Raw genomic sequence first — 23,764 nt, forward strand, 5'->3', positions numbered from 1 at the left:
CATAAACAATAATTATGTCTTAATTGTGATAATTTTAAAAGACTTAATTCTTATTTTTGCCTAAAAATAAATAAAAAATGGATATTATTTTTCAAACATGGCCTTGGTACGTTTCCGGTTTTTTAATTGGTATGATTATGCTTTGTTTGACTTATTTTGGCAAGACTTTTGGGATGTCGTCAAATTTACAAACCTTATGTTCAATGACTGGTATAGGAAAGAGAGTTCCTTTTTTCGATTATGATTGGAAAGCAAAGCGTTGGAATTTAGTAGTAGTTTTAGGCGCAATGCTCGGAGGTTTTGTTGCGACTAATTTTATGAACGATCCTTCTAATGTGGCAATAAATCCTAAAACAATTGCACAATTAGCTCAAATGGGAATTGATGCTCCCAATGGAAAATTGCTTCCTGATTTTCTTTTTGGAAATCAAATTTTCGAATCACCTAAGAGTATTTTGATTTTGATTATTGGTGGGATTCTAATTGGTTTTGGAACTCGTTATGCTAATGGTTGTACTTCTGGTCATGCAATTTCTGGTTTGAGTAATTTACAACTACCGTCTTTAAAAGCAGTTATTGGATTTTTTCTGGGTGGATTAATTATGTCTCATTTTTTATTACCACTTATTTTTTAAATTATGAAAGCATTAAAATTTTTAATTGTTGGATTTGTTTTTGGTATTGTTCTCACAAAATCAGAGGCTGTTTCTTGGTATAGAATTTATGAAATGTTTCAATTTCAATCTTTCCATATGTACGGAATTATTGGAGTTGCAGTTGCAACGGGTTTAATAGGGATTCAAATCATCAAAAGAAACAATATTAAAGACATTAAAGGATTGCCTATAGTAATTCAAGATAAAGAGGAGGGTTCTGCTCGGTATTGGATTGGCGGATTGTTTTTTGGACTCGGTTGGGCTTTGGTTGGTTCGTGTCCTGGTCCTATATTTATACTTCTTGGAGCTGGGTTTTTACCCGTAATTTTTGTTCTTTTAGGAGCTTTGGTGGGAACTTTTATCTATGGAATATTGAAAGATAAATTGCCTCATTAACAAGATCAAAATCAATTTTAAGTGTAACATTTTCTAATATTAGAGAATGTTATTTTTTTTCATTCAAATTTAAAATTCCGTTTACAATAAAGTATTGTGCAGCAATGTAAGTAGCCATTATTAAGAAAGAATTTAATGGAATGGGGCTGTAAAATTTATTGAAAGCCAAAATACTATCAGAACTTACAAAAAATAGTGCTCCTAATAAAACCGAATTCCCGGCGTTATTATTCCATTTTAAACTTCCTTTAAAAGCAAAATACAACATAGTGGTTATGACCATTGCATAAACCAAAACAGGAATTTTCAAAGGTCCTAATTTTGGAAATAATGTGAATATCATACTCGCGAAATAAATCAGAATTACACAAACACCAGACCAATACGTTGTTTTATTGATAGGATTATTAGATTCTAATTGCTTCTTAAATACTATAATATAAATTAGGTGTGATAGTAAGAACGCTACTAATCCAAGTATAAAATACAATTCTCCACGATCTGCAAATAGTAATATGTTATCTCCAATCCAGGAAAAAAAAAGTGCGCTTAGTAAGAACTTTTTAGAATCAAATTTTGCGGAAAAATAAACTGCTAAAAGTAAAAATACAATCAAAAAAGGTTTTAAATACCAAGCAAATTTTTCGTACTCAAAAAGGGTAATCAAAAGATAAATAATGCTAAAACCAATATATCCTTTTAATATTAATTTGTTTTTCATGAAGTTGTTTTAAAATTATGCAAAAGCAATTTTTTCTTTATCAAAATTGATATTTATAAAATAGATGTTAATCAATAATGATAGGGTTAAATATCCCATAACAAGATAATTAGCAAATGAAAATAATTGATTCATTCCAAACCAATCTCCAAAATAAATCAGGATACTAAATCCAAAAACAAATCGAATACTTTCCCAAAACAAAGAAAATTTTCGGGTATCCATTAATTCAGTATAACTATAAACGCTTAAGAATATAAAAGCGCCGTAAACAAATACATTTGGTAACCCAATAGTTGAAATAAAGCTATACAAGTAACTAATAAACAATAGTGTTGTTAATGCTTGAAATAGGGACCAATAGATAATTTTTTTTGAATTTTCTGTTCCGTATTTTTTAAAATCATAGACATTAGTAATTTTATTTACAGGATATTTTTCCTCAAAATTTTCTGGACGCCAACCGGTTGGTTTGAACCAAATTGTAAATTTGTCTTTCCAATTTTCTGCTCTCCACGCATCGGTGATTAGTAATCCAAGATGTTGAAAATTTATCCGAATAGGATTCCAAGTATGCGCTGGTCTCGTAATTCCAAAAACTGGAGGAACCGTGTCTAATTCTGCCTGAAAAGTACCAAATAACTTATCCCAAAAAATGAAAATTTGGGAATGATTTTTATCCATATATTCAGGGTTAATTGCATGATGTACTCTATGATGTGATGGCGAAACGAGAATATTTTCAAGAAAACCAATTTTTTTGATGTGTTTAGTATGATACCAAAATTGTAGGAATAAATGAAAAGGAAGTATGATCGCAATTACTTTTGAAGGAACTCCTAAAAGTGCAGCGGGAATAAGTAAAAAGGTAAATAAATTTACAAAACTTGAAATGGGTTGGCGTAAAGCACAGGCTAAATTAAATTCTTCACTACTATGATGGATAGCATGTTTGTTCCATAAAAAATTAATTTGATGGGATAAACGATGGCTCCAATAGCCATAAAAATCAATAGCTATAAAACCTATTATGTAAGCCGTTACAGATGCTTCTAAGTTAAAAATTGCAATTTTAGAAACAATCCAATCGTATGAAATTAAGGTAATACTTAGACCTAAAACATCTTTTAGAGAATTTACCATGCCTGAGCTTACACTTGAAACAGAATCCATATTAGGAGCAGTATCTTCTCCTTTATAATGTCCGTATAGTTTTTCAAGTATAATCAATGTCAAAAAAACAGGCATTGCAATAACTAAAATTTTACCGTATTCTTCCATAAAACATGCATTTTTATTCAAATATAAAATAAAAGCACTTATTTTTTGAATTATTGGTGAAAATTAATGCGAAAACTATTAAATATTAAATAATCTCAGCGCTTAATCCAGCCTCCAAGAGTTGTGTGCATTGCGGTTTTAGTTTGTCATAAGGCCCTGTTTTTACAGTGCATTTTCCGTTGTAATGAACAATTAAAGAGCATTGTTCTGCTTGTTCAGCAGTGTGGTTGCAAACACGTATTAAAGTGTCAATTACGTGATCAAAGGTGTTTACATCATCGTTGTAAACAATTATTTCGTTATCTATTGAAGTGGCTTCTTTGACACGAACTCTTTCTTTTACTTTTTCTTTAGTACTCATTTTTAGATAATTTTGGGGTTTAAATAAAAATACAGTTTGATTTATCTCTTTTTAAAAACACAAAAAACAAAATTTTGTATCGTTTCAAAAGGTGTTTTGTGGTCTTGATTGATACAATTTACTTTTTCAAATTCACTGTAAAATTGCTTTTCGAGTGTTGTTTCTGTATATTGTTTTATCTCAAGTCCACTACATTTAGTTGGCCCTTTGTCTGAAAATGTTCCAATAATTAAAAATTTCGCAACCCATTTTTCAACAACAGATAAATATATATTAATCTGTTCAGTAGAAGTCAAAAAATGAAAAGTTGCTCTGTCATGCCAAATATCATACTTTGTATCTGGTTTGAATTCTGTAATATCAGAAACAATCCATTTAATTTTTTTGCTTTTTTCTCCAAGACGTTCTTTTGCTCGCTCTAATGCATTCGCAGAAATATCCAAAACAGTTATGTCTTCGTATCCTTCGGCTACTAAATAATCAACAAGTTTGCTGTCGCCGCCTCCAATATCAATAATTTTCGCACTTTTTCCTAAATTAGTTTCTTTAATAAAGTCAAGAGAAATTTTAGGATTTTCTTGTGTCCAGCTTACTTCATTGGGTAGCTTTGTTTTGTAAATTGTTTCCCAATGATTTTTGCGATTAGTGTCCATGTTATTGATTTTCAGATACTAATTTACGTATTTTAAAGAAACCCAATTGTTTCTTTGAAATTTTTTAACATAAGTTAAGCCTTTTTCTGTACAGGAAGCATCTATAAATGGAATATCTTCTTCGTAAAATCCGCTAAATAGAATAGTTCCTTTTGGATTTAGAGAATCTACATAGCTTTGCATGTCATTTAGCAAAATATTTCTGTTGATATTCGCAATTATTAAATCGTATTTTTTTCCTTCTAACAAAGCGGCATCACCTTCGTAAACAGTAATGTGCTTGCAATTATTGCGCTCTGCATTTTCGATTGAATTTAAGTAGCACCAGTTGTCAATATCAATAGCATCAATAGGTTGAGCACCTTTCATTTCGGCAAGAATTGCTAAAATTGCAGTTCCGCAACCCATATCAAGCGTTTTCATTCCTTTGACATCTATTTCTAATAAATGTTGAATCATCATGTGGGTAGTTTCGTGATGTCCTGTTCCAAAACTCATTTTTGGTTCAATAACAATATCAAATTCAGCATTGGTTTTAGGGTGAAATGGCGCACGAACATGACAATTTCCTTCCACATCTATTGGCTCAAAATTCTTTTCCCATTCTTCATTCCAATTGATTTGTTCAATTTCTTCGAAAGTGTAATCAATTTTGAATTCCTCAGATTGCAATATAAAAATACCATCAAGAATCATTTCATCCCATAAATCTTTCTGAACATAGGCAGAAATTCCTGTTTCAGTTTCAGTAAAGCTTTCAAATGCTTTTTCACCTAATTCAGCAATTAAAATTTCTGAACCTAATTCTTTTGGTTCTATAGTAAAATGATATCCAATATATATGTTTGACATGTTTGTTTTTTTTGCAAAGGTAGTATTTCTCTTTTTTAAAGAATAGTTAAAAGCAAAAAAAGAGGTTTGATTCTATCAAACCTCTTTTTATTTTTATTTAAAGGATAATTATATAGCGTTTACAATTGCTACAAAATCATCTGCTTTAAGAGCTGCACCACCAATAAGACCTCCGTCTACATCTGGTTTAGAGAAAATTTCTTTAGCGTTTTCTGGTTTTACACTTCCTCCATAAAGAATAGAAACATCATCAGCAATATCACTTCCGTAAGCTTTACGAACAGTTTCTCTGATAAATTCGTGCATTTCTTGCGCTTGTTCTGGCGAAGCTGTTTCACCAGTTCCAATAGCCCAAACTGGCTCGTATGCTAAAACAATATTTTCCCAATCTTTAGCATTGATATGGAATAAACCATCTTTCAATTGGTTTTCAACTACATTAAAATGGTTGCTTGATTGACGGTCTTTCAACTCTTCACCGAAACAAAAAATAACAGTCATATCATGTTCAAGTGCAGTATCAACTTTACTTGCGATTAAAGCGTCTGTTTCATGAAAAATAGCTCTACGCTCTGAATGTCCAAGAATTACAGTATTTACACCTACGCTTTTAAGCATATCTGCTGAAATTTCACCTGTAAAAGCTCCACTTTCTGCTTGATGTACGTTTTGTGCAGCAACATCAATATTTGTAAATTCTAAATGATCAACAGCAGATGCCAAGTTTACAAAAGTAGGTGCTACAATTACTTGTGCATTACTTTCAGTAGGTATTTTTGCTATTAATTCATTCAATAAATCTTCAGTTTGTTCTGCGTTTTTATGCATTTTCCAGTTTCCTGCTACAATCTTCTTTCTCATTTTAGTTGTATTTATATTAAATTTTCGTTTTTTATTTTAAGCCTTTTAGAGTTTCGTTTATTTTGTCAAAATCAGTTTCTATGGCACGGTACAAAACAATTTTTCCAGTTTTATCAAGAATAATATATCTTGGAATCCAGTCTAAGTCAATTGCCTTCCCGAAGACTCCTTTCATTTGGTCGTTAGCCATATAATGTTCTCCTTTTAGTTCGTGTTTTTCAATACCAGCTTTCCATTTATCGGCTGTTTTATCCATAGAAATGAATACGTAATCAACATCAGGATTATTTGCTTGTAATTCTTTTATTTTAGGCATTGCTTTTACACAATCGCCACACCATGATGCCCATATTTCAATTACTAAAGTTTTTCCTTTGTGTTTTTTTATAATATTTTTAAAAGGAACTTGACCATTATCAGTTGCTAATAAAGTTTCTGATAAAGCTTCTTTTGAAAATGAAGATTTTTGTGCGTTAGTGCATGAAAAAGTGATGAAAGCGATAAATAAGGCAAATATTTTTTTCATTTATTTTAAATTTTCACAAAGTTAATCAAAGAAATGGAAAGAGGTTGACGGATTTAAAAATTTTGAAACTACATTCCTAAAAAAAGCAAGCAATATCGTTATAGTTAATAAAATTATTAAACTTAAATGTGGTCTAATAATTTTATTGCTACAATTTTAAATCTTGAATATCATTATAATGCACTTTTTGTTTTATGGTACCTTTTTCTAAAACAACAATACTCGGATTTGCTCTTTCGATCGTTTTTAAAGCAATTGCGTCACAAAAATAGAAATCAAAGGTGTATCCATATTCTTTTTTTGTTTTAGCAATTTGTTCTGGCAAAGAAGCCGTCATTCCAATTACCTTATATCCTTTTGAAGCAGCAGTTTCTTTTAGTTTTTCTAATTTTGATAATCCTTCTTTATCGGCTATGGCCAAATCATAAGAAACAAATAATAGTAATTTTGGTTCATCCAAAAACTCCTCTTTATAATCAGAACCATCTTTTTCCATAGCAAAATCATGTATAGGAGGGACGTAACCTTCAACTATTACTTTGTCTTTTCTATCCACAAAAGTTGCTCCTGTTGGGATTTTCATTAAATCTTTTTCTGAATATTCTTTTTCAACTCCGTTTACTTTGTAGATAAAAATCATTTCCACAACGGATTTTGGGGCATTGTCTGGAATTCTCATGCCTTTTTGAATATTATTCCCCACTTTATAAGGACGAAAATCTTTCAGTGGCAAATGATTTAGAACCCAGTATGCCATAAATACGCATAAAGCAAAACTGATGAAAACTAATATGTTTTGTATGGTATTGTTAAATAATGGTTTTATTAATTTTTTATTTAAGAATAAAATCAAAATGAAAAATAACAATATAATATCTTTTGTAAAAGATTGCCAAGGTGTTAGTTTTAAAGCATCACCAAAACATCCACAATCTTTAACCACATCAAAATATGCGGAATAAAAAGTTAAAAAAGTAAACATAACAATTAGTAACAATAAACTCCAAATTGTAAATTTTGATTTGTAACCAATGAGGAGCATAAACCCTAAAACTACTTCAAGAATAACCAAAAACAAAGCTATAGCTAATGAAAAAGGCACAAAAAAGGGCATATTAAAAACAGGTTCTCCAAAATATTCTGCAAGTTTATAAGAAAACCCAACAGGATCATTTAGTTTTATCAAACCAGATATGATAAATAAAATACCAACAAAAATTCGGGAAAATTGAGTAATGCTATTTTTAATGTTAATCATAATTTTGGGTGTTAATTTGGAATTTATATTTTATTTTTTACCGATTAGAATCAACGCAAAAACAGCATAATTTATCATATCTTGATAATTAGCATCAATTCCTTCAGAAACAATGGTTTTTCCTTTATTATCTTCGATTTGTTTAACTCGAAGCAATTTTTGAAGAATCAAATCCGTCAATGAACTTACACGCATATCACGCCAAGCTTCACCATAATCATGATTTTTATCCTCCATTAATTCTTTGGTTAATTTAATTTTAGCATCATATAATTGAGTAGCTTTTTCAACGTCTAAATCCGGTTGATCGACTACGCCTAACTCTAATTGAATAAGCGCCATTATCGAATAATTGATGATTCCAATGAATTCGCCAGATTCATCTTCGTCGATTTTTCGTATTTCGTTTTCTTGTAAGCTCCTGATTCTTTGCGCTTTGATGAAAATCTGATCGGTTAATGATGGTAATCGTAAGATGCGCCAAGCACTTCCGTAATCTTTCATTTTGTTAATAAATAATGTCCGACAAATGGTAATTACGGAATCATATTCTTGTGAAGTATTCTTCATTATTGATGTATATTTGTATTCAAATTTTTCCAAAAATAAGGATAATTTTTTGAATGAAGATTGATGAATAACGAATGTTGAATATTGAAGTTTAAATCATCAATATTCAATTGAAACTAATACCATAAAATGACTATAAACTGCAAAGGACAACTGATTGATTTATCAACTCCCAAAGTAATGGGGATATTGAATATTACACCAAACTCTTTTTTTGACGGAGGAATGTATAAAAATGAGAGTGAAGTTCTTTCTCGAGTTGAAAAAATGATTTCTGAAGGAGCAACATTTATTGATGTAGGAGCATATTCCAGCAAACCTAGCGCTGAGTTTGTTTCTGAAAAAGAAGAAATCGAAAGAATTATTCCTTTTATAGATTCGATTATAAAGCATTTCCCAACCGCCATTCTGTCTATTGACACTTTCAGAAGTGAAGTTGCTAAGGCTTGTATCGAAAGTGGAGCAGCTATTATTAATGATATTTCAGCAGGATTGCTTGACGATAAAATGTTAGAAACTATTGCTAAATACAAGACTCCATATATTATGATGCATATGAGGGGAACGCCACAAACGATGCAGAAATTCATTCAATATGACGATATTGTAAAAGAAATATTGTTTTATTTTTCAGAGCGAATTGCAGCCGCAAGACATTTAGGGATTGATGATTTGATTGTTGATCCAGGATTTGGCTTTGCCAAAACAACGGAACAGAATTATGAAGTTTTCAAAAAAATGGATTTATTTGAACTATTTGAACTTCCTGTTTTGATTGGAATCTCTAGAAAGTCAATGATTTATAAAACATTGAATTTTAGCGCAGAAGAAGCTTTAAACGGAACTACAGTTTTAAATACAATTGCTTTGACTAAAGGGGCAAATATTCTAAGAGTTCATGATGTCAAAGAAGCTATGGAATGTGTTGCTTTGTTCAATAAAATAAACTTAAAATGAAATATTTAAGTCTTATATTAATTTTGGTTTTCATTTCTTGTGAAAATAAAAAAGATATTCTGTTGCCAAAATCAAACAGTAGCATTGTAAAAGATATTCAAGATCATTCACCAATCTATATTTTTTTTGAAACAAAAGGGAAAGATACTATAGCAGAAGTGAATAGAAAAAATAGTATTATTTCTACCAATTGGATTTTGAATATTGACAAGCGATTACCACTACGATTAGTTATTCCAGAAGTCATGAAATTGCAACAAAAAAAGCGAGAAGAAAAAGCGCATAAGAACGAAGCTGCTCAGAATTACTACTCGTACGCAGATACTATTGGTAAAAACATGGCTTTTATTCCTTTTACAGAAGTGTATTATAAAATGGCAAAACCAAAATCCGGAACTGTAGTTTTTTTTAATAAAAACAATGAAATTTGGGTGAATAATGTTGCGGTTAAAAAAGAAGAATTAGCAAATTATCTCAATACATTTGGAATTGATAAACAGAGTAAAACCACACTTTGTTTTGATAAAAACATGAAGTACGGTAGTTATATTCAAAATAAGATTTTTATTAGAAGTTTGAATTTTTCAAAATCAGAATTAACACCGATTATTTTTAATCAGGAATTTGTTTACTAATAAACAAACGCAGGCTTTCTTGTAAAAATAAGCCTGCGTTTATATCCTAGAATTGGTATTTAGTAGCTTCCTCCGCCACCGGTTCCACCGCTACCAGATCCTTCTGGATTTGTTGTGATAAGTTGTCCTCTAATTTCTCCTCCTGGGAATGCAGTACTATGTAAGTTGACATAATAAAGATTAGCTAAAAGATCCGCTTCTTGACTTGAACTTAAAGGAGGACTTGTATAGTTCATAGGAGAGCTTATATCTGCAATAGGGAACACAACGCTTCCATCAACTCCAACGGCACCTTTATGAATATGAGCTTCGGTTACTGTCAGACCAGTGTATGTAACTTGCAAGGTGAGTATTTTGGTGGTTTTGTCGAACGTAAGAATCGCACTCCCAAACGCTGATGTTGTGGTATTAGGAGGTACTTCGCTTGGACCATCTAAATCAGCATTAAAAGTAACAATAATGTGTGCTGGGGCGGGGCTGCTGTCATCATTACTACATGAAAGAAATACTGATGTAATGATGAAAATGACTAAGATTGGAATCGGTCGTTTCATAATAAAAATATTTTAAGGTTAAAAAAACTAAAACTAAAACTATATAAAAAGTTAAATGATTTTTGTAACGCAAATATTTAATACAACAATTCTGAAATTCAAAGAAATAAAATTAATATTTTAATCTTCAAATAAAAATAAAATTAAGTTAAAAAATTGATTTTTAGCATTTTAAAATTCAATTTGTTGTTTTTTTGAATGAATAAGTAATTTTTAAACAAGGGCAATAAACTGAATTTATGATTGCCGAATAAATTTAAAACAGAATAATTACTGATGGTGATAGGGTTCGTTTCTTAAAATGGTGAAACCGCGGTATAATTGTTCTATGAAAAACAAACGAACCATTTGGTGTGAGAATGTCATGAGTGAAAGCGAAATTTTTCCTTGAGCTTTGGCATAAACCGTTTCCGAAAATCCGTAAGGACCACCAATTACAAATACTAATGTCTTTACACCTGAATTCATTTTCTTTTGTAGTTCTTCTGAAAAGCCTACGCTTGAAAAGTTTTTTCCGTTTTCGTCCAATAAAATAAGTTGGTCCGTAGGGGTTATTTTAGCTAAAATTAATTCTCCTTCTTTTTCTTTTTGTTGACTTTCCGATAAGTTTTTTACGTTCTTTATATCAGGAATAACATCTAATTCGAATTTGATATAAAAAGATAGGCGCTTGGTATAATCGTCAATTAAAGATTGTAATGCTTTATTGTCAGTTTTGCCAATGGCAAGAAGTTTAATATTCATTTTTATAAAATTTCAAGAAACAAAGGTATTAAAAAGTTTAAAAGCAGCTTATTTTGCTACAAAATTAGCTTCGAAATTCTGGAATCTAATATCTAAATCTTCAACTAAACTTTCCTTAACGGCTTCTTCTTTTATAAAGCTATAATTGATGCTATTATACACAAATTGTTTAATATCTGAATAGGAAATGTCTTTGTAACGTTTGGCTAATAAAACGTATTGTTCGGTCATATTAGTCCTTAAAATCCCCGCATCGTCAGTACTGATAACAATAGGCACACCAAATTCCTTATACAACGTTATTGGATGGCGATTTTCTTTTACTTTTAAAATAAATTCGTTACTAACCAGGTTTATCTCTACAGGAATTTTGTTTTTGGCCATATATTTCAGTAGTTCATAAGATTTATCTTCGTATGCTATATCAACTCCATGTCCGATACGATTAGCACCAGCATCATAAACAGCGGAACGAATATGCCAAGTCAAATCCTCAGGCTTTACTAATCCTAAAGTAAGTTCTCCCGCATGCAAAGTGTATTTTACATTAGGAAAATGAGAATGACAATATTTAAACATAATCATATGCAACCAATAATCTTTCATGGAAGTTTCGCCATCTTCAGGGGAAACAATATTTACACCAGCCATTAGCGGACTACTATCTGCAGAAATAAATGCGACAACTAAATTTTTGAACAACTCATTTGGTTCCATAAAACGCAATACAAAATTTTGATAACGCATGGTGAAATCTGCGTCGTCAATTTTTAAATCGGTATGTAGTTTAGCAACAAAATTTGTATTGAAATCTTTAGCATAAGCAACAACATCTTTCTTTACTAAATCTTTATAGAAAGTGTCCAAAAGTTTTAAAATAGCTTTTTCGTCTTTTTTGGCTGCAAGCTCACGCAATTGAGAATTTAATTTTGCGAAATCAGTCATATTAATAGGAGCAGGGATGGTCGATAATTGTGTTTCAATATAACTCAAGTTCTCTTTTATGGCTCTGTTTTTTAATTCTAATAAACCAGATTTAAAATTTTCATTAGCCGCAGGCATGAATTTTTCAAACGACTCAAAAAACAATTTATCCGAAGGATAATCCACATTATTATAATCTTTTACAGACCATTTGTGCATGATTTTTTGCTTGTATTGTTCTAATTCGCCTTTACTTTTTATGGTGGAGAATTGTTCCCAATTTTTATTGGAAAGTTTTTCTCTAGAGGCCATCATAGTTTCTGTATTGAGATAGAAATTTTCGGCAATAGCATATTCTAAAATAGGTTCAGCATAAACGGAGCCGGAATAATGGTGGTGTAAATCTCCTCCTTTTGGCATTTGCGAAAAAAAAGCAGTTAAAGCCGCTTCATTAGTTCTGATTTTTTCAAAATAAGAATTTGCTGATTGAGCAAAACTTAGCTGTATGGTGATTGAAAAAATAAGAGTATAGATTATTTTCATAAAGTAGTTTTAGTTTTAAACACATTAGTCATAGGGAAATTAAGGATTTCACTATAAGACTAAATCGAGTGTAAATATAAAGGATTTAGAATACTTAAAAAAACACGATAGAATTAAGTGAAATTGAGTTATGGTCTGATTATTTTAATTGTGTACTGCTAAAATTTAGGGGGTAATAATCTTTAATACTGTAAAATAGCTATCTGTACCACCTCGTTTTATATAAAATTAACAATATTTATAAAAAATGAGAAAAAAATTTAAGCAGATTTATATAATTTTGCGCCGAACAAAAAAAATACTATTATGTTAGATGTAGGGTTAACTACTTTTATGATTCTTGCCACTAGTTTAGTGATGCTGATGACTCCGGGTCTTGCTTTTTTTTATGGAGGATTGGGATGTAATAAAAATATTTTGAGCATTATGATGCAGAGTTTTGTTTCTATGGGGATAGGAACGGTTCTTTGGTTTGCTTTTGGTTATTCGGTTTGCTTTAGTGGGAATTTGCACTCAGGGACTGATTTTTTTGGAATTATCGGTAATTTTGATAAAGCTTTTTATCACGGAATTACACCGTCAACATTGTATTCGCCGGATAAACGTTTCCCAGAATATATTTTTATTGCTTACCAAATGATGTTTGCAATCATTACACCAGCATTGATTACAGGAGCTTTTATTAATAGAGTTTCGTTTAAATCATATGTTGTTTTCCTTGTTTTGTGGCAAATATTCGTTTACTACCCATTTGTTCATATGGTTTGGGGAGGTGGATTATTGGCAGAATGGGGAGTGTTTGACTTTGCAGGAGGAATTACAGTACACGCAACAGCTGGATTTGCGGCTTTAGCATCTGTATATTTTGTGGGTAAAAGACAAAAAATGCACGAACCTAATAATATTCCTTTGGTTGCTATTGGAACAGCTTTACTATGGTTTGGTTGGTATGGTTTTAACGCAGGAAGTGAATTAGCAGTTAATTCTATTACAATTTCTTCATTCTTAAATACTGACACGGCGGCTTCTTTTGCAGCGGTTACTTGGTTGTTGATAGAATGGAATACGGGCAAAAAGAAACCTACTTTTATTGGTTTAATGACCGGTGCTGTTGCTGGATTAGCAACAATAACACCTGCAGCAGGATATGTTGATATTTATTCAGCAGCGATTATTGGAATTATTGCAGCTTTTGGATGTTTTGCAGCAGTTAAGTTCAAAGAACACAAAGGTTGGGATGATGCACTTGATGTATGGGGAGTTCACGGAATGGGTGGAATTATAGGAACTATTTGTATGGGTTTCTTTGCTAATAGTGCAATTAATTCAGCTATTCCAAATGGCTTGTTTTACGGTGGAGACGGCATGTTACTTTTTAAAGAGTGTGTTGCTATTTTGTTTGCAACTAGTTATGCCTTTTTCTTTACAGTATTATTATTTAAAATCATTAATAAGTTTATCCCAGTACGTGTAAACGACGAGGATCAAACAGTAGGATTAGATATTCTTCATCATGGTGAAGTAGCTAGACAAACACACAATTAACAACTTTAACTTCTTGAACTAGCAAGAGAAGTACATGAAAAAAGGCAACATTCTAAATGAATGTTGCCTTTTTTAGTTTTGGAATAAAACAACTTAATCCGTTTAGGAATTTGGAAATTTTTTAAAAAACCAAATTTTCAAAAGCTCAGCAGTAACGATATAAAAAAATACGATTACTAGCATAAAAATAAGATTTATAAAAGGTAATGGAGTTAGTCCAATATCTTTTGAAAAAGGCAAATAGGGTAATCCAATTGTAATTAGTAAAGCTATGATACTAAAAATGAAAAGATAATTACCTGGTTTGCTTTTAAAAAAGCTTTTGTGTGTTCTTATTATAAAAAGGATGAAAAGTTCTGATAAAACAGATTCTATGAACCAACCTGTTTGAAATTCTGATTCTTTAACTTTCAAAACAAATAGCAAAGTAAGGAAAGTGATAAGATCGAATAGTGCGCTATGAATACCGAAAATTAGCATATAATTCCGAATCAATATCAGATTCCATTTTCCCGGTCTTTCTAATTGTTCTGAATCTACATTATCTGAAGTCACGGTTAAAAAAGGGAAATCAGTCAGAAAATTGGTTAATAATATTTGTTTAGGAAGCATTGGTAAAAAGGGTAATATCAAGGAAGCGGCTGCTACACTAAACATATTACCAAAAGTTGAACCTGTATTTATATATAAGTATTTCAGTGTATTCGCAAATGTTTTTCGTCCTTCTTTAATACCGTCTACTAATACGGTTAAATTTTTTTCCATCAAAACAAAGTCTGCAGCTTCTCTAGCAACATCAACAGCATTTTCTACGGAAATTCCAACATCGGCTGCCGTTATAGCAGATACATCATTTATACCATCACCCATGTAAGCAACAGTGTAGTTTTTTCTTAAGGCTAGAATAATGCGTTCTTTTTGTTGTGGCTCTACTTCAGCAAAAATGTGGGTTTTCTTTACGAGTTGTTTTAAGGCTTCAGGACTGATAATAAAAAGTTCTTTGCCTGTCATTATCACAGGGTTTTTGATACCAATATTTTGTGCAATTGATTTTGCTATGTTTCTATTGTCTCCAGTAATAATTTTCAAATTAACATTCAGGTTGTGGAGTTCGCTAATTGTTTGAGAAATGTCAGATTTTATAGGATCATTCAAAAGAATAAAACCAGCAAAAATCATATCAGCTTCCATTTCTTTAGAGATACTATTTGAATCAATATTTTTATAACAAATACCAATTGCGCGTAAGCCATCAGTCCCAAATTTTTCGAATTTTTTTTCTAGCTCTTGTTTGTGCGCTGAAATTGATTCTTCATTCCCATCCGTTAATCTTATTTTTGTACAAATACTAAGTATTTGTATAAAAGCGCCTTTACTTATTAATAGGTTTTTTGTATCCGTATGTATAGCGATACTCAATCTTTTTCGGATAAAATCATAAGGAATTTCACCAATTTTTTCCGCAGTAAATTTAGAATCTAATGTTAATTGTCTTATGGAATCATCAATTGGATTAGAATAACCAGTTTCGAAATTAGCATTCCAATAAGCAAGTTGCTTTATAAATTCACTTTCAGTACCAAATCCGTCTATTAAACCTGATATTTTGATATTTCCTTCTGTTATTGTCCCAGTTTTGTCGGTGCATAATAAGTTTACTTCTCCAAGATTTTGAATAGACGATAATTTTTTTACTATCACTTTTTTATCTAACATTCGTCTTGCACCAGCACTCATTGCAATAGTTGAGATTGCAGGTAGTAATTCAGGAGCCATTCCTACTGCTAATGCTAAGGCAAATAATGCAGATTCAATGATGTTTTTGTGATTCAATAAGTTTACCATCAAAATGAAAGCAGCAAGAACTAATGTTATTTTTATAAGAAAAAAACCAAAATCTTTGATTCCTTTTTCAAAAGAGGTTTCAATTACATTTGAAGCACTTAGCGCAATAGTCCCAAAGATTGTGTTGTTTCCAGTTTGTATAACTAATGCTTTTGCATTGCCACTTACAATACTTGTTCCTTCCCAAAGACAATTTGTTCTTTGAGATAGTTCGGTAGATTCATTCAGAATACCTGTTTCTTTTCTGATGGGAAAAGATTCACCAGTCAAGCTAGATTCGTTCGCATGTAGTTCAGTAGCTTCAATGATTAAACAATCGGCGGGCAATAAATCACCTGCATTTAATATAATGATATCGCCTGGCACAATTTGTTTTGAAATAATTTCTTTAGGCAATCCATCTCTTAACACGGTACTTTTTAAAGAAATCATGGATTGTAATTTTTCAACAACTCTTCCAGCATTTCTTTCTTGAAAAAAGCTAAGCAATCCTGTTGATGTAACAATGAAAAGAATTATAAAAACATCTGAAGTGTCACCAAGAAATGCGGAAAGTAATACTGCTCCTATAAGTAAAAGCATAAGCGGGCTTTTGAATTGGCTTATAAAAAGCAAAGCGTCTTTTCTTAGTCTAGATTTATTTTTCGGGTAAAGTCCTGAAGATTGATGCAAGATTTTATCTGCATCTGCTTGAGATAATCCTTTATCGGAACTATTTAATTTTTTAAACAAATAGGCCGAATCAAATTGCCAAAAATTATCTGAAGCAGAAGATTGCATAATTTCATGCTTTTATAGTTAAACTTCTAAAGCTGTCTGCAAGGAAATAGAAATAGATTTAAAAGGTATTTTAATAAAAAAGAAAATTATTTAGCACTGTCAAATGTATTGATAATTTGTTAAAAATCAGGCATATGAATGCATAATTCTTAATACTGAAAAACGGAATTGTTTTCATTTTTTTTACGAAACAGAAAAGCACGTATAAACAAAAAAGGCAACATTTTTTTACAATGTTGCCTTTTTAATTTTGATTTATAGTTTTAATTACTAGCTAAAACTACAATATTCATAGGCGGAATAGAAAGTTTTTTCACGCTTTTTTTAGTAAAAACATCTTTATATTTTCCTTTCTTAAGTATTGGTAATGCAACTGTTTTAGCTGTAGCACCTCGGTTTATGAATACAAGTATTTCTTGGTTTTCATATTTACGACTGAAACCATATACTTTTTCTGTGTCATTTGTTAGAATCGTGGTGTAATTTCCCTTTTTTACAGCATCATATTGATTGCGTATCGCTAAGAATTTTTGGTACCAATGAAACAGTTCTGTATTAAAATTAACTGCGTCTGGTTCATGTTTGCTTTGATCAGGATTTGTGGTTTCTGCCTCATACTTGATGTCATCCCAAACCATAGGCTTGCGGCAATCAGGGTCGTTGCTTCCCCACATTCCAGCTTCATCTCCATAATAAATCATAGGAGAACCTAAATATAAAATTTGGAACGCAGCAATTAGTTTTTGTTTTTGAAGTTGAATCGCAGTAGGTTTTTGAGCATTATAAGTTGGGTTACCACTTTTTTGGCTCCAATTAAAATACGTGCCCCAATCACCAAATTTCTTTCCATCAGGATTTGCCACTGCACTGCCAATGCGTGTTGCATCATGGCTACCCACTAAATTTTGCATATTCTGCGCTACACCTTCACCAAAACCTTCACGTAATTCTTTTAGTTTTTGGTCAAATTCAGTTACTGAACTGCCCGTTGTATCTTGTACAAAAAAGTCATGAGTGATAAAAGCAAAGTTATAATTCATTGATGCATCAAATTCATCACCGCTCAAATAAGGTAGCGTTTTAGCAATGGGATCAACTAATTCTGCGGTTAGATAAGCTTCGCTATTGATGCTTTTTACCCATTTTCTCCAATCTTTCCAAAAAGGATGTGCTACACAATACGCTACATCTAATCTCCAACCATCAATTCCGTATTGAACTCCTTTGTTCATTGGATTCATCCATCGTTTTGTAGCATTGAAAATGTAGTTTTTAGGACCTTCAACAATTCCGTTAGTATCTTCTTTTAATTCGGGTAGTGTTTTTACACCAAACCAACCTTTGTATTCAAATTTGGTGTTTTTTGCAGCATTGTCCCAGCTGTCAATCATAAACCAATCTTTGTATGGGGAAGCTTTCTGATTTTTTATTACATCTTGAAAAGCAAAACTATTAATTCCCATATGGTTAAAAACCCCATCAAAAATAATGTGCATGTCACGTTTGTGAACTTCCTCGATTAGTTTCAACGCCAGAAGATCGGCTTTAGTCCAAACCCATTTTTCAGGATTTAATGGATCTTCTGCTGCAATTAGTTTTTTGTCTCCTTCTGGGTCAGGCCCAAAGGTAGGATCGATATGATGGTAAGTCAAAGCATCATATTTATGGGAAGAAGGGGACCAAAATACGGGACACAAGTAAAGAGAAGTGACACCTAATGATTTAAGATAATCTAATTTGTTGATGATTCCTTGAATATCACCACCATAACGACGACGTTGAATATTATGCCAAATATCCTTGCCGTTTTTTAGTTCATAGGGCTGTAATTTATACCAATCACTAGACCAAGGATGGACTTGAAAATCAGATTTGCTGTCAAACGGATAAGCGCCTTCTTGATCACTGCCTTTCGGGTCATTAGTAACATCGCCATTGCTGAAACGCTCTGGGAAAATTTGGTACCAAACCACGCCTTTGCTCCAATTGGGAGTAAAATCCTTTTGAGCAGAAGCAAATAAAGTTACCAAAAGCGGTACATAAAAAAGTATTTTTTTCATTTATTTAGGAATTAATTATTGTAGTACGTTAAATGTAGTCAAAACACTTTTAAATGTGGAGTCTCCTGTTTTTTTGTTTTTAGAATAACGTTGTAGTGTTGATAAATTAAATGATTTTAGTGTCAATAATATTTTGAGGATGGATTTTTGAATATAGAATTATCAAACCTTCAAATTTTCAATTCCGCAAAATAAATCTTACTTTAGCAGTTCATTAAAAAGCATCAAAATGATTAGCGAATCCCAGTTTCAAAATGAATTACAAATCTTAATTGCTAATGCTATCCGTGAAGACGTAGGACCTGGAGATTACAGCTCATTAGCCTGTATTCCTGACACTGCAACTGGAAAAGCCAAATTATTAGTTAAAGAAAACGGAATTATTGCAGGTGTGGCTTTGGCTAAAATGATTTTCGAATATGTGGATCCAAATTTGAAAATAGAAACCTTTATAGAAGATGGAGCTGTAGTGAAATATGGCGATGTTGTTTTTCATGTTTCAGGAAGTTCACAATCTATTCTGAAATCAGAACGCGTAGTCTTAAATTCTATGCAACGCATGTCCGCTATTGCTACCAAAACGCAAGAATATGTTCATTTGATAGCGGGAACAAATGCTAAAATCCTTGATACTCGAAAGACTACTCCAGGTTTTCGTGCTGCCGAAAAATGGGCGGTTAAAATAGGAGGGGGCGAAAACCACCGTTTTGCGCTTTATGATATGGTAATGCTCAAAGACAATCATATTGATTTTGCTGGAGGTATTACTTTGGCAATAGCCAAAACAAAAGCATATCTTCAAGAAAACAACCTAGATTTAAAAATAATTGTCGAAGCCAGAAATCTTGACGAAATAAAAGAAATTTTAGAAAGCGAGGGCATTCACCGAATTCTAATCGATAATTTCAATTACGATGACACTCGTACTGCTGTTGCTTTAATAGGGGATAAATGCCAAACAGAATCTTCTGGAAATATTAATGAAGATACTATTCGTTTGTATGCTGAATGTGGTGTAAATTACATATCATCAGGTGCCTTAACGCACTCTGTTTATAATATGGATTTAAGTCTAAAAGCGATTTAACAATGTCTAAAGAAATAGAAAATAAGCTTTATAAAGTTCCAATACTGAAACATCTTGTTCAAGTATTAAAAAAGATAAAACTTCCTTGGCTTCAAGGATTGTCTTTCTACGACTTGATGGAATTATATGTTTTAGGTATTGTTGAAGGTGCTTTTTCCTATCATGCAAGTGCTATTGCATTCAGTTTTTTTATGTCTTTATTTCCCTTTACACTTTTTATATTAAACCTTATTCCATACATTCCTATTGAAGGATTCCAGAACGATTTTCTTGAATTTGTCAAGGATGGGGTTCCTCCTAATACGTACGATGCTATTTATAAAATCATTAATGATATTTTGAATAACAGTCACTCAGGATTGCTTTCGTCAGGGTTTATATTGTCCATTTTTTTAATGGCAAATGGAATTTCTGGAATTCTAGGCGGATTTGAATCTTCAAAGCATGTTTTGATCAAAAGAGGATTTTTACATCAATATTTAGTAGCCTTAGGAATGTCGTTAGTGCTGTCTTTTTTATTATTAGTTACTGTGGCTATCATTGTTGTTTTTGAAGTATTTATTCAAAAAACGATGATTCAAAATGTTTTGAACGATACTACTTCGCTAATAATTATGGGTAGGTATGTGTTTGTTATTCTGATGATTTTAGTGACATCGTCTGTCCTATTACGTTTTGGGACAAAGCAAGCTCATAAACCTCCATTTATGAGTATTGGCTCTGTTTTTACAACAATTTTGATTGTAATATCTTCCTATTTCTTTGGGATTTGGGTTATAAAATTTTCTAAATACAACGAGTTATACGGTTCTATCGGGACCTTGTTAATTATGATGTTTTATATTTGGATTAACTGTATGATTTTATTGCTTGGATTTGAACTGAATGCGACAATAAATAAATTAAAACGAAAAAATCATGCTATTTCTTAGGAGCTATTTCCAGCTTTCCACTTTATCTTTCCTTGCTTAAACGCAAGTAAAGGATGCCGTTGCAATCTGGGCTAAAAACGATCTCAATTATGAAAAAAATCAGTTTACTTCTTGTTCTATTGTTCTCCTTGGGCGTTTATTCGCAATCGGTTGTTGGAAAATGGAAAACCATTGATGACGAAACTGGCAAAGCTAAATCCATTGTGGAAATCTATGAAAAATCAGGAAAGATATACGGAAAAGTATTGGACATTTTAGAGGTTGAAAATCGAAATAGAATATGTTCAAATTGTTCTGGAGAAGATAAAAACAAACCAATCTTAGGAATGGTAATCATCAAAGGACTTACTAAAGAAGCGAATCAATATACAAACGGAAAAATTCTAGATCCCAAAAATGGTAAGCGCTATCAATGTTACATCACTTTAGAATCGAAAGACAAGTTAAAAGTGCGTGGTTTCATAGGAATTGCATTATTTGGCAGAACCCAATATTGGTATAGGGTAAAAAATTAAAATAGATATAGTAAATTTACCATCCAAAAAACCTCAAACCAGCCCATGTATTTTGTTGAAGTTATTTTACCGCTTTCACTTGCTAAAACCTTTACCTATTGTATTTCGGAAGCTGAATTCCATTATATCAAAAAAGGAATGCGCGTGGTGGTGCCTTTTGGTAAAAACAAAATGTATACAGCTCTTGTTTTAGAGGTGCATCAAAACAAACCTACTTTATACGAAGCTAAAGAAATTCATCAGATTTTAGATGAAAAGAATATTGTTACTGAAATTCAACTTTCGCATTGGCAATGGATAGCTTCTTATTATATGTGTGCTATAGGCGATGTATATCGTGGTGCAATGCCTAGTGGATTATTGATGGAAAGTGAAACCCTAATTTCTCAAAAACAAGATGTGTTTGTGGTTGAAAGTCAGCTTTCGGATGATGAATTTTTAGTATTTGAAGCACTGCAGTATCAAAGCTCATTGAAAGTTCAGGATATTATTGCCATCTTAAATAAAAAAAATATTTTTCCAGTCATTCAAAAATTGATTGACAAGAATATATTAGTTCTTCAGGAAGAAATCCAAGAAAGCTACAAGCCTAAATTAGTTCGTTACGTTAGATTAAATGCTAAATATGAATCGAATAGCGGCTTAAGTGAGTTGATTGAAACCTTGAAAAGTGCCAACAAACAGCGTGAAATTGTAATGAGTTATTTTCAACTCAGTGCTTCTGAGAAAAAACCGATTACAGTAAAAAAACTAATTGAAACAGCAAATTCTTCTTCGGCAATTATAAAAGCATTAATCGAAAAAGAAATATTTGAAGATTATTTCATTCAGGAAGATCGGATGAATTTTGAAGGAATCGCACAGGAAGAGCATTTGCAATTGAGTGATGCGCAACAAAATGCTTTTGACGAAATAAAAGAAAGTTTCAATCAAAAAGAAGTTTGCTTATTACATGGCGTAACTTCTAGTGGTAAAACGGAAATCTATATTAAACTCATTGAAGAATATCTGGAAACAGGAAAACAAGTTTTGTATTTGCTGCCAGAAATTGCTTTAACTACACAATTAGTAGGGAGATTGCGCACTTATTTTGGAAATAAAATAGCCGTATTTCATTCTAAATATAATAATAATGAGCGTGTTGAAGTATGGAATCAAGTATTAGATAATTCATCTAAAGCTCAAGTTGTAATAGGAGCAAGGTCTGCTTTGTTTTTACCATTTGTAAATCTAGGGTTTATAGTTGTGGATGAAGAACATGAGCAAACTTTTAAACAAGTTGATCCAGCACCAAGATATCATGCACGTGACGCTGCAATTGTTTTAGCGCATTTGCATCAAGCAAAAGTTCTATTAGGTTCAGCAACTCCAAGTTTAGAAACGTATTTTAACGCACAAACGGAGAAATATGGATTGGTAGAAATTGCTAAGCGTTTTGGAAACGTACGCATGCCAGATATTGAATTAGTTGATTTGAAAGATAAATATTTCCGTAAAAAAATGACGGGACATTTTAGTGATACTTTGATTAATGAAATCACTACGGCTTTGTCTTTGAATGAACAAGTAATTTTATTTCAAAACAGACGAGGATATTCTCCTATAATAGAATGTATGACTTGTGGAAATGTTCCGCAATGTCAGCAATGTGATGTGAGCTTGACATATCATAAGCACAAAAACCAATTGCGATGCCATTATTGTGGTTATACGATGGCTAAACCTACGCATTGTCATTCGTGTTCAAGTGTTGATTTGACAACCAAAGGTTTTGGGACAGAACAAATAGAACAAGAATTAATTTCTGTTTTTCCTTCTGCAAAAACGGGACGAATGGATCAAGATACTACGCGCGGTAAATTTGGTTTCGAAAAAATAATTGATAGCTTCAAGAACCGAGAAATTGATATTTTAGTTGGAACGCAAATGCTTGCGAAGGGATTAGATTTTGACAATGTAAGTTTAGTAGGAATTATGAATGCTGATAATATGTTGTATCATCCTGATTTTAGAGCTTTCGAAAGGAGCTTCCAAATGATGACACAAGTATCAGGACGTTCGGGGCGTTCTGAAAAACAAGGTAAAGTTATTATTCAAACTTATAATCCTAATCATAATACAATACAACAAGTTACCGTAAACGATTATTTAGGAATGTATAACGAACAGTTGTATGATCGTAAAATTTACAAATATCCTCCATACTTCAGAATTATTAAGCTGACGTTGAAGCATCGTGATTTTGATAAATTAAAAGAAGGATCAATCTGGTTGTACCAAGTAATGAGTCAAAACTTGAATATGCCGGTATTGGGACCTGAAGAACCTGCAATAAGTAGAATTAGAAATGAATACATCAGAACTATACTGATTAAAATTCCTCAAAACACGCCAATAGCAGGCACAAAAAAAACTATCCAAAAGATTTTGAATAGTTTTGAGGCTGTTGCACAATTTAGAGCAATAAAGGTTACTATTAATGTAGACTTTTATTAAAGCTACAGAATA

General features: G+C 31.8%; 23 protein-coding genes. 9 read left to right on the forward strand and 14 right to left on the reverse strand.

Annotated features, from left to right (window positions below):
- Nucleotides 1-77: 77 nt before the first annotated feature.
- Both C8C88_RS11535 and C8C88_RS11540 read left to right on the forward strand, forming a co-directional pair.
- Nucleotides 78-635 (forward strand): YeeE/YedE family protein, encoded by a 558-nt coding sequence (locus C8C88_RS11535; RefSeq protein ID WP_121338268.1) that lies wholly within the window; start codon nucleotides 78-80, stop codon nucleotides 633-635.
- 3 nt (nucleotides 636-638) lie between these two features.
- Nucleotides 639-1,052 (forward strand): DUF6691 family protein, encoded by a 414-nt coding sequence (locus C8C88_RS11540; protein ID WP_121338269.1) that lies wholly within the window; start codon nucleotides 639-641, stop codon nucleotides 1,050-1,052.
- A 49-nt stretch (nucleotides 1,053-1,101) separates the two neighbouring features.
- Here the strand turns inward: C8C88_RS11540 and C8C88_RS11545 are convergent, their stop codons facing one another.
- From C8C88_RS11545 to C8C88_RS11585, 9 genes are all read right to left on the reverse strand, one after another.
- A complete protein-coding gene (locus C8C88_RS11545; protein ID WP_121338270.1) occupies nucleotides 1,102-1,773 on the reverse strand; it encodes a lysoplasmalogenase in 672 nt (223 codons plus the stop codon).
- Between the two features lie 15 nt (nucleotides 1,774-1,788).
- On the reverse strand, nucleotides 1,789-3,054 hold the full coding sequence (locus C8C88_RS11550; RefSeq protein WP_121338271.1) for a sterol desaturase family protein: 1,266 nt from the start codon (nucleotides 3,052-3,054) through the stop codon (nucleotides 1,789-1,791).
- A gap of 85 nt (nucleotides 3,055-3,139) precedes the next feature.
- On the reverse strand, nucleotides 3,140-3,415 hold the full coding sequence (locus tag C8C88_RS11555) for an ATP-dependent Clp protease adaptor ClpS (RefSeq protein WP_121338272.1): 276 nt from the start codon (nucleotides 3,413-3,415) through the stop codon (nucleotides 3,140-3,142).
- A 41-nt stretch (nucleotides 3,416-3,456) separates the two neighbouring features.
- Nucleotides 3,457-4,068 (reverse strand): trans-aconitate 2-methyltransferase, encoded by a 612-nt coding sequence (locus C8C88_RS11560; protein ID WP_121338273.1) that lies wholly within the window; start codon nucleotides 4,066-4,068, stop codon nucleotides 3,457-3,459.
- Nucleotides 4,069-4,086: 18 nt separating this feature from the next.
- Complete coding sequence (gene prmA / locus C8C88_RS11565) at nucleotides 4,087-4,920, reverse strand: 50S ribosomal protein L11 methyltransferase (RefSeq protein WP_121338274.1); 834 nt, start codon at nucleotides 4,918-4,920, stop codon at nucleotides 4,087-4,089.
- A 108-nt stretch (nucleotides 4,921-5,028) separates the two neighbouring features.
- Nucleotides 5,029-5,781, reverse strand: coding sequence for a triose-phosphate isomerase (gene tpiA, locus C8C88_RS11570; protein WP_121338275.1), 753 nt, complete (start codon nucleotides 5,779-5,781; stop codon nucleotides 5,029-5,031).
- A 31-nt stretch (nucleotides 5,782-5,812) separates the two neighbouring features.
- Nucleotides 5,813-6,307, reverse strand: coding sequence for a TlpA disulfide reductase family protein (locus C8C88_RS11575; RefSeq protein WP_121338276.1), 495 nt, complete (start codon nucleotides 6,305-6,307; stop codon nucleotides 5,813-5,815).
- Between the two features lie 148 nt (nucleotides 6,308-6,455).
- Nucleotides 6,456-7,556, reverse strand: coding sequence for a BT_3928 family protein (locus tag C8C88_RS11580; RefSeq protein WP_121338656.1), 1,101 nt, complete (start codon nucleotides 7,554-7,556; stop codon nucleotides 6,456-6,458).
- Between the two features lie 39 nt (nucleotides 7,557-7,595).
- Nucleotides 7,596-8,135 (reverse strand): DUF1599 domain-containing protein, encoded by a 540-nt coding sequence (locus C8C88_RS11585; protein WP_121338277.1) that lies wholly within the window; start codon nucleotides 8,133-8,135, stop codon nucleotides 7,596-7,598.
- Nucleotides 8,136-8,264: 129 nt separating this feature from the next.
- Between C8C88_RS11585 and folP the strand changes: the two genes are divergently transcribed.
- The gene (gene folP / locus C8C88_RS11590) at nucleotides 8,265-9,092 is read left to right on the forward strand and encodes a dihydropteroate synthase (RefSeq protein ID WP_121338278.1); all 828 of its coding nucleotides are present in this window, start codon (nucleotides 8,265-8,267) and stop codon (nucleotides 9,090-9,092) included.
- Nucleotides 9,089-9,727 (forward strand): hypothetical protein, encoded by a 639-nt coding sequence (locus tag C8C88_RS11595; protein WP_121338279.1) that lies wholly within the window; start codon nucleotides 9,089-9,091, stop codon nucleotides 9,725-9,727. The genes folP and C8C88_RS11595 overlap by 4 nt, the downstream gene beginning before the upstream one ends.
- Before the next feature lie 59 nt (nucleotides 9,728-9,786).
- On the opposite strand, the gene C8C88_RS11600 is transcribed toward C8C88_RS11595, so the two are convergent.
- From C8C88_RS11600 to C8C88_RS11610, 3 genes are all read right to left on the reverse strand, one after another.
- Nucleotides 9,787-10,281, reverse strand: coding sequence for a CHRD domain-containing protein (locus C8C88_RS11600; protein WP_121338280.1), 495 nt, complete (start codon nucleotides 10,279-10,281; stop codon nucleotides 9,787-9,789).
- A 270-nt stretch (nucleotides 10,282-10,551) separates the two neighbouring features.
- Nucleotides 10,552-11,025 (reverse strand): 23S rRNA (pseudouridine(1915)-N(3))-methyltransferase RlmH, encoded by a 474-nt coding sequence (gene rlmH, locus C8C88_RS11605; RefSeq protein WP_121338281.1) that lies wholly within the window; start codon nucleotides 11,023-11,025, stop codon nucleotides 10,552-10,554.
- 48 nt (nucleotides 11,026-11,073) lie between these two features.
- Nucleotides 11,074-12,492 (reverse strand): adenosine deaminase, encoded by a 1,419-nt coding sequence (locus tag C8C88_RS11610; RefSeq protein ID WP_121338282.1) that lies wholly within the window; start codon nucleotides 12,490-12,492, stop codon nucleotides 11,074-11,076.
- Between the two features lie 306 nt (nucleotides 12,493-12,798).
- Here C8C88_RS11610 and C8C88_RS11615 point away from each other — a divergent pair, with 306 nt between their 5' ends.
- Complete coding sequence (locus C8C88_RS11615) at nucleotides 12,799-14,037, forward strand: ammonium transporter (RefSeq protein WP_199711409.1); 1,239 nt, start codon at nucleotides 12,799-12,801, stop codon at nucleotides 14,035-14,037.
- 102 nt (nucleotides 14,038-14,139) lie between these two features.
- On the opposite strand, the gene mgtA is transcribed toward C8C88_RS11615, so the two are convergent.
- Together mgtA and C8C88_RS11630 are read right to left on the reverse strand one after the other, a co-directional pair.
- A complete protein-coding gene (gene mgtA, locus C8C88_RS11625) occupies nucleotides 14,140-16,662 on the reverse strand; it encodes a magnesium-translocating P-type ATPase (RefSeq protein WP_121338284.1) in 2,523 nt (840 codons plus the stop codon).
- 263 nt (nucleotides 16,663-16,925) lie between these two features.
- Nucleotides 16,926-18,722: a glycoside hydrolase family 13 protein gene (locus tag C8C88_RS11630; protein ID WP_121338285.1), complete on the reverse strand. Its 1,797-nt coding sequence runs from the start codon at nucleotides 18,720-18,722 to the stop codon at nucleotides 16,926-16,928.
- A 229-nt stretch (nucleotides 18,723-18,951) separates the two neighbouring features.
- On the opposite strand from C8C88_RS11630, the gene nadC reads away from it, so the two are divergent.
- The 4 genes from nadC (at nucleotide 18,952) to priA (ending at nucleotide 23,752) form a co-directional block, all read left to right on the forward strand.
- The gene (gene nadC / locus C8C88_RS11635) at nucleotides 18,952-19,809 is read left to right on the forward strand and encodes a carboxylating nicotinate-nucleotide diphosphorylase (RefSeq protein WP_121338286.1); all 858 of its coding nucleotides are present in this window, start codon (nucleotides 18,952-18,954) and stop codon (nucleotides 19,807-19,809) included.
- Nucleotides 19,810-19,811: 2 nt separating this feature from the next.
- A complete protein-coding gene (locus C8C88_RS11640; RefSeq protein WP_121338287.1) occupies nucleotides 19,812-20,741 on the forward strand; it encodes a YihY/virulence factor BrkB family protein in 930 nt (309 codons plus the stop codon).
- Between the two features lie 89 nt (nucleotides 20,742-20,830).
- Nucleotides 20,831-21,256: a DUF2147 domain-containing protein gene (locus tag C8C88_RS11645; RefSeq protein WP_121338288.1), complete on the forward strand. Its 426-nt coding sequence runs from the start codon at nucleotides 20,831-20,833 to the stop codon at nucleotides 21,254-21,256.
- A 45-nt stretch (nucleotides 21,257-21,301) separates the two neighbouring features.
- On the forward strand, nucleotides 21,302-23,752 hold the full coding sequence (priA, locus tag C8C88_RS11650) for a primosomal protein N' (protein ID WP_121338289.1): 2,451 nt from the start codon (nucleotides 21,302-21,304) through the stop codon (nucleotides 23,750-23,752).
- The last annotated feature ends 12 nt before the right edge of the window (nucleotides 23,753-23,764 follow it).

This window comes from Flavobacterium sp. 123 (genome assembly GCF_003634825.1).
In the GTDB taxonomy this organism is placed as follows: Bacteria; Bacteroidota; Bacteroidia; order Flavobacteriales; family Flavobacteriaceae; genus Flavobacterium.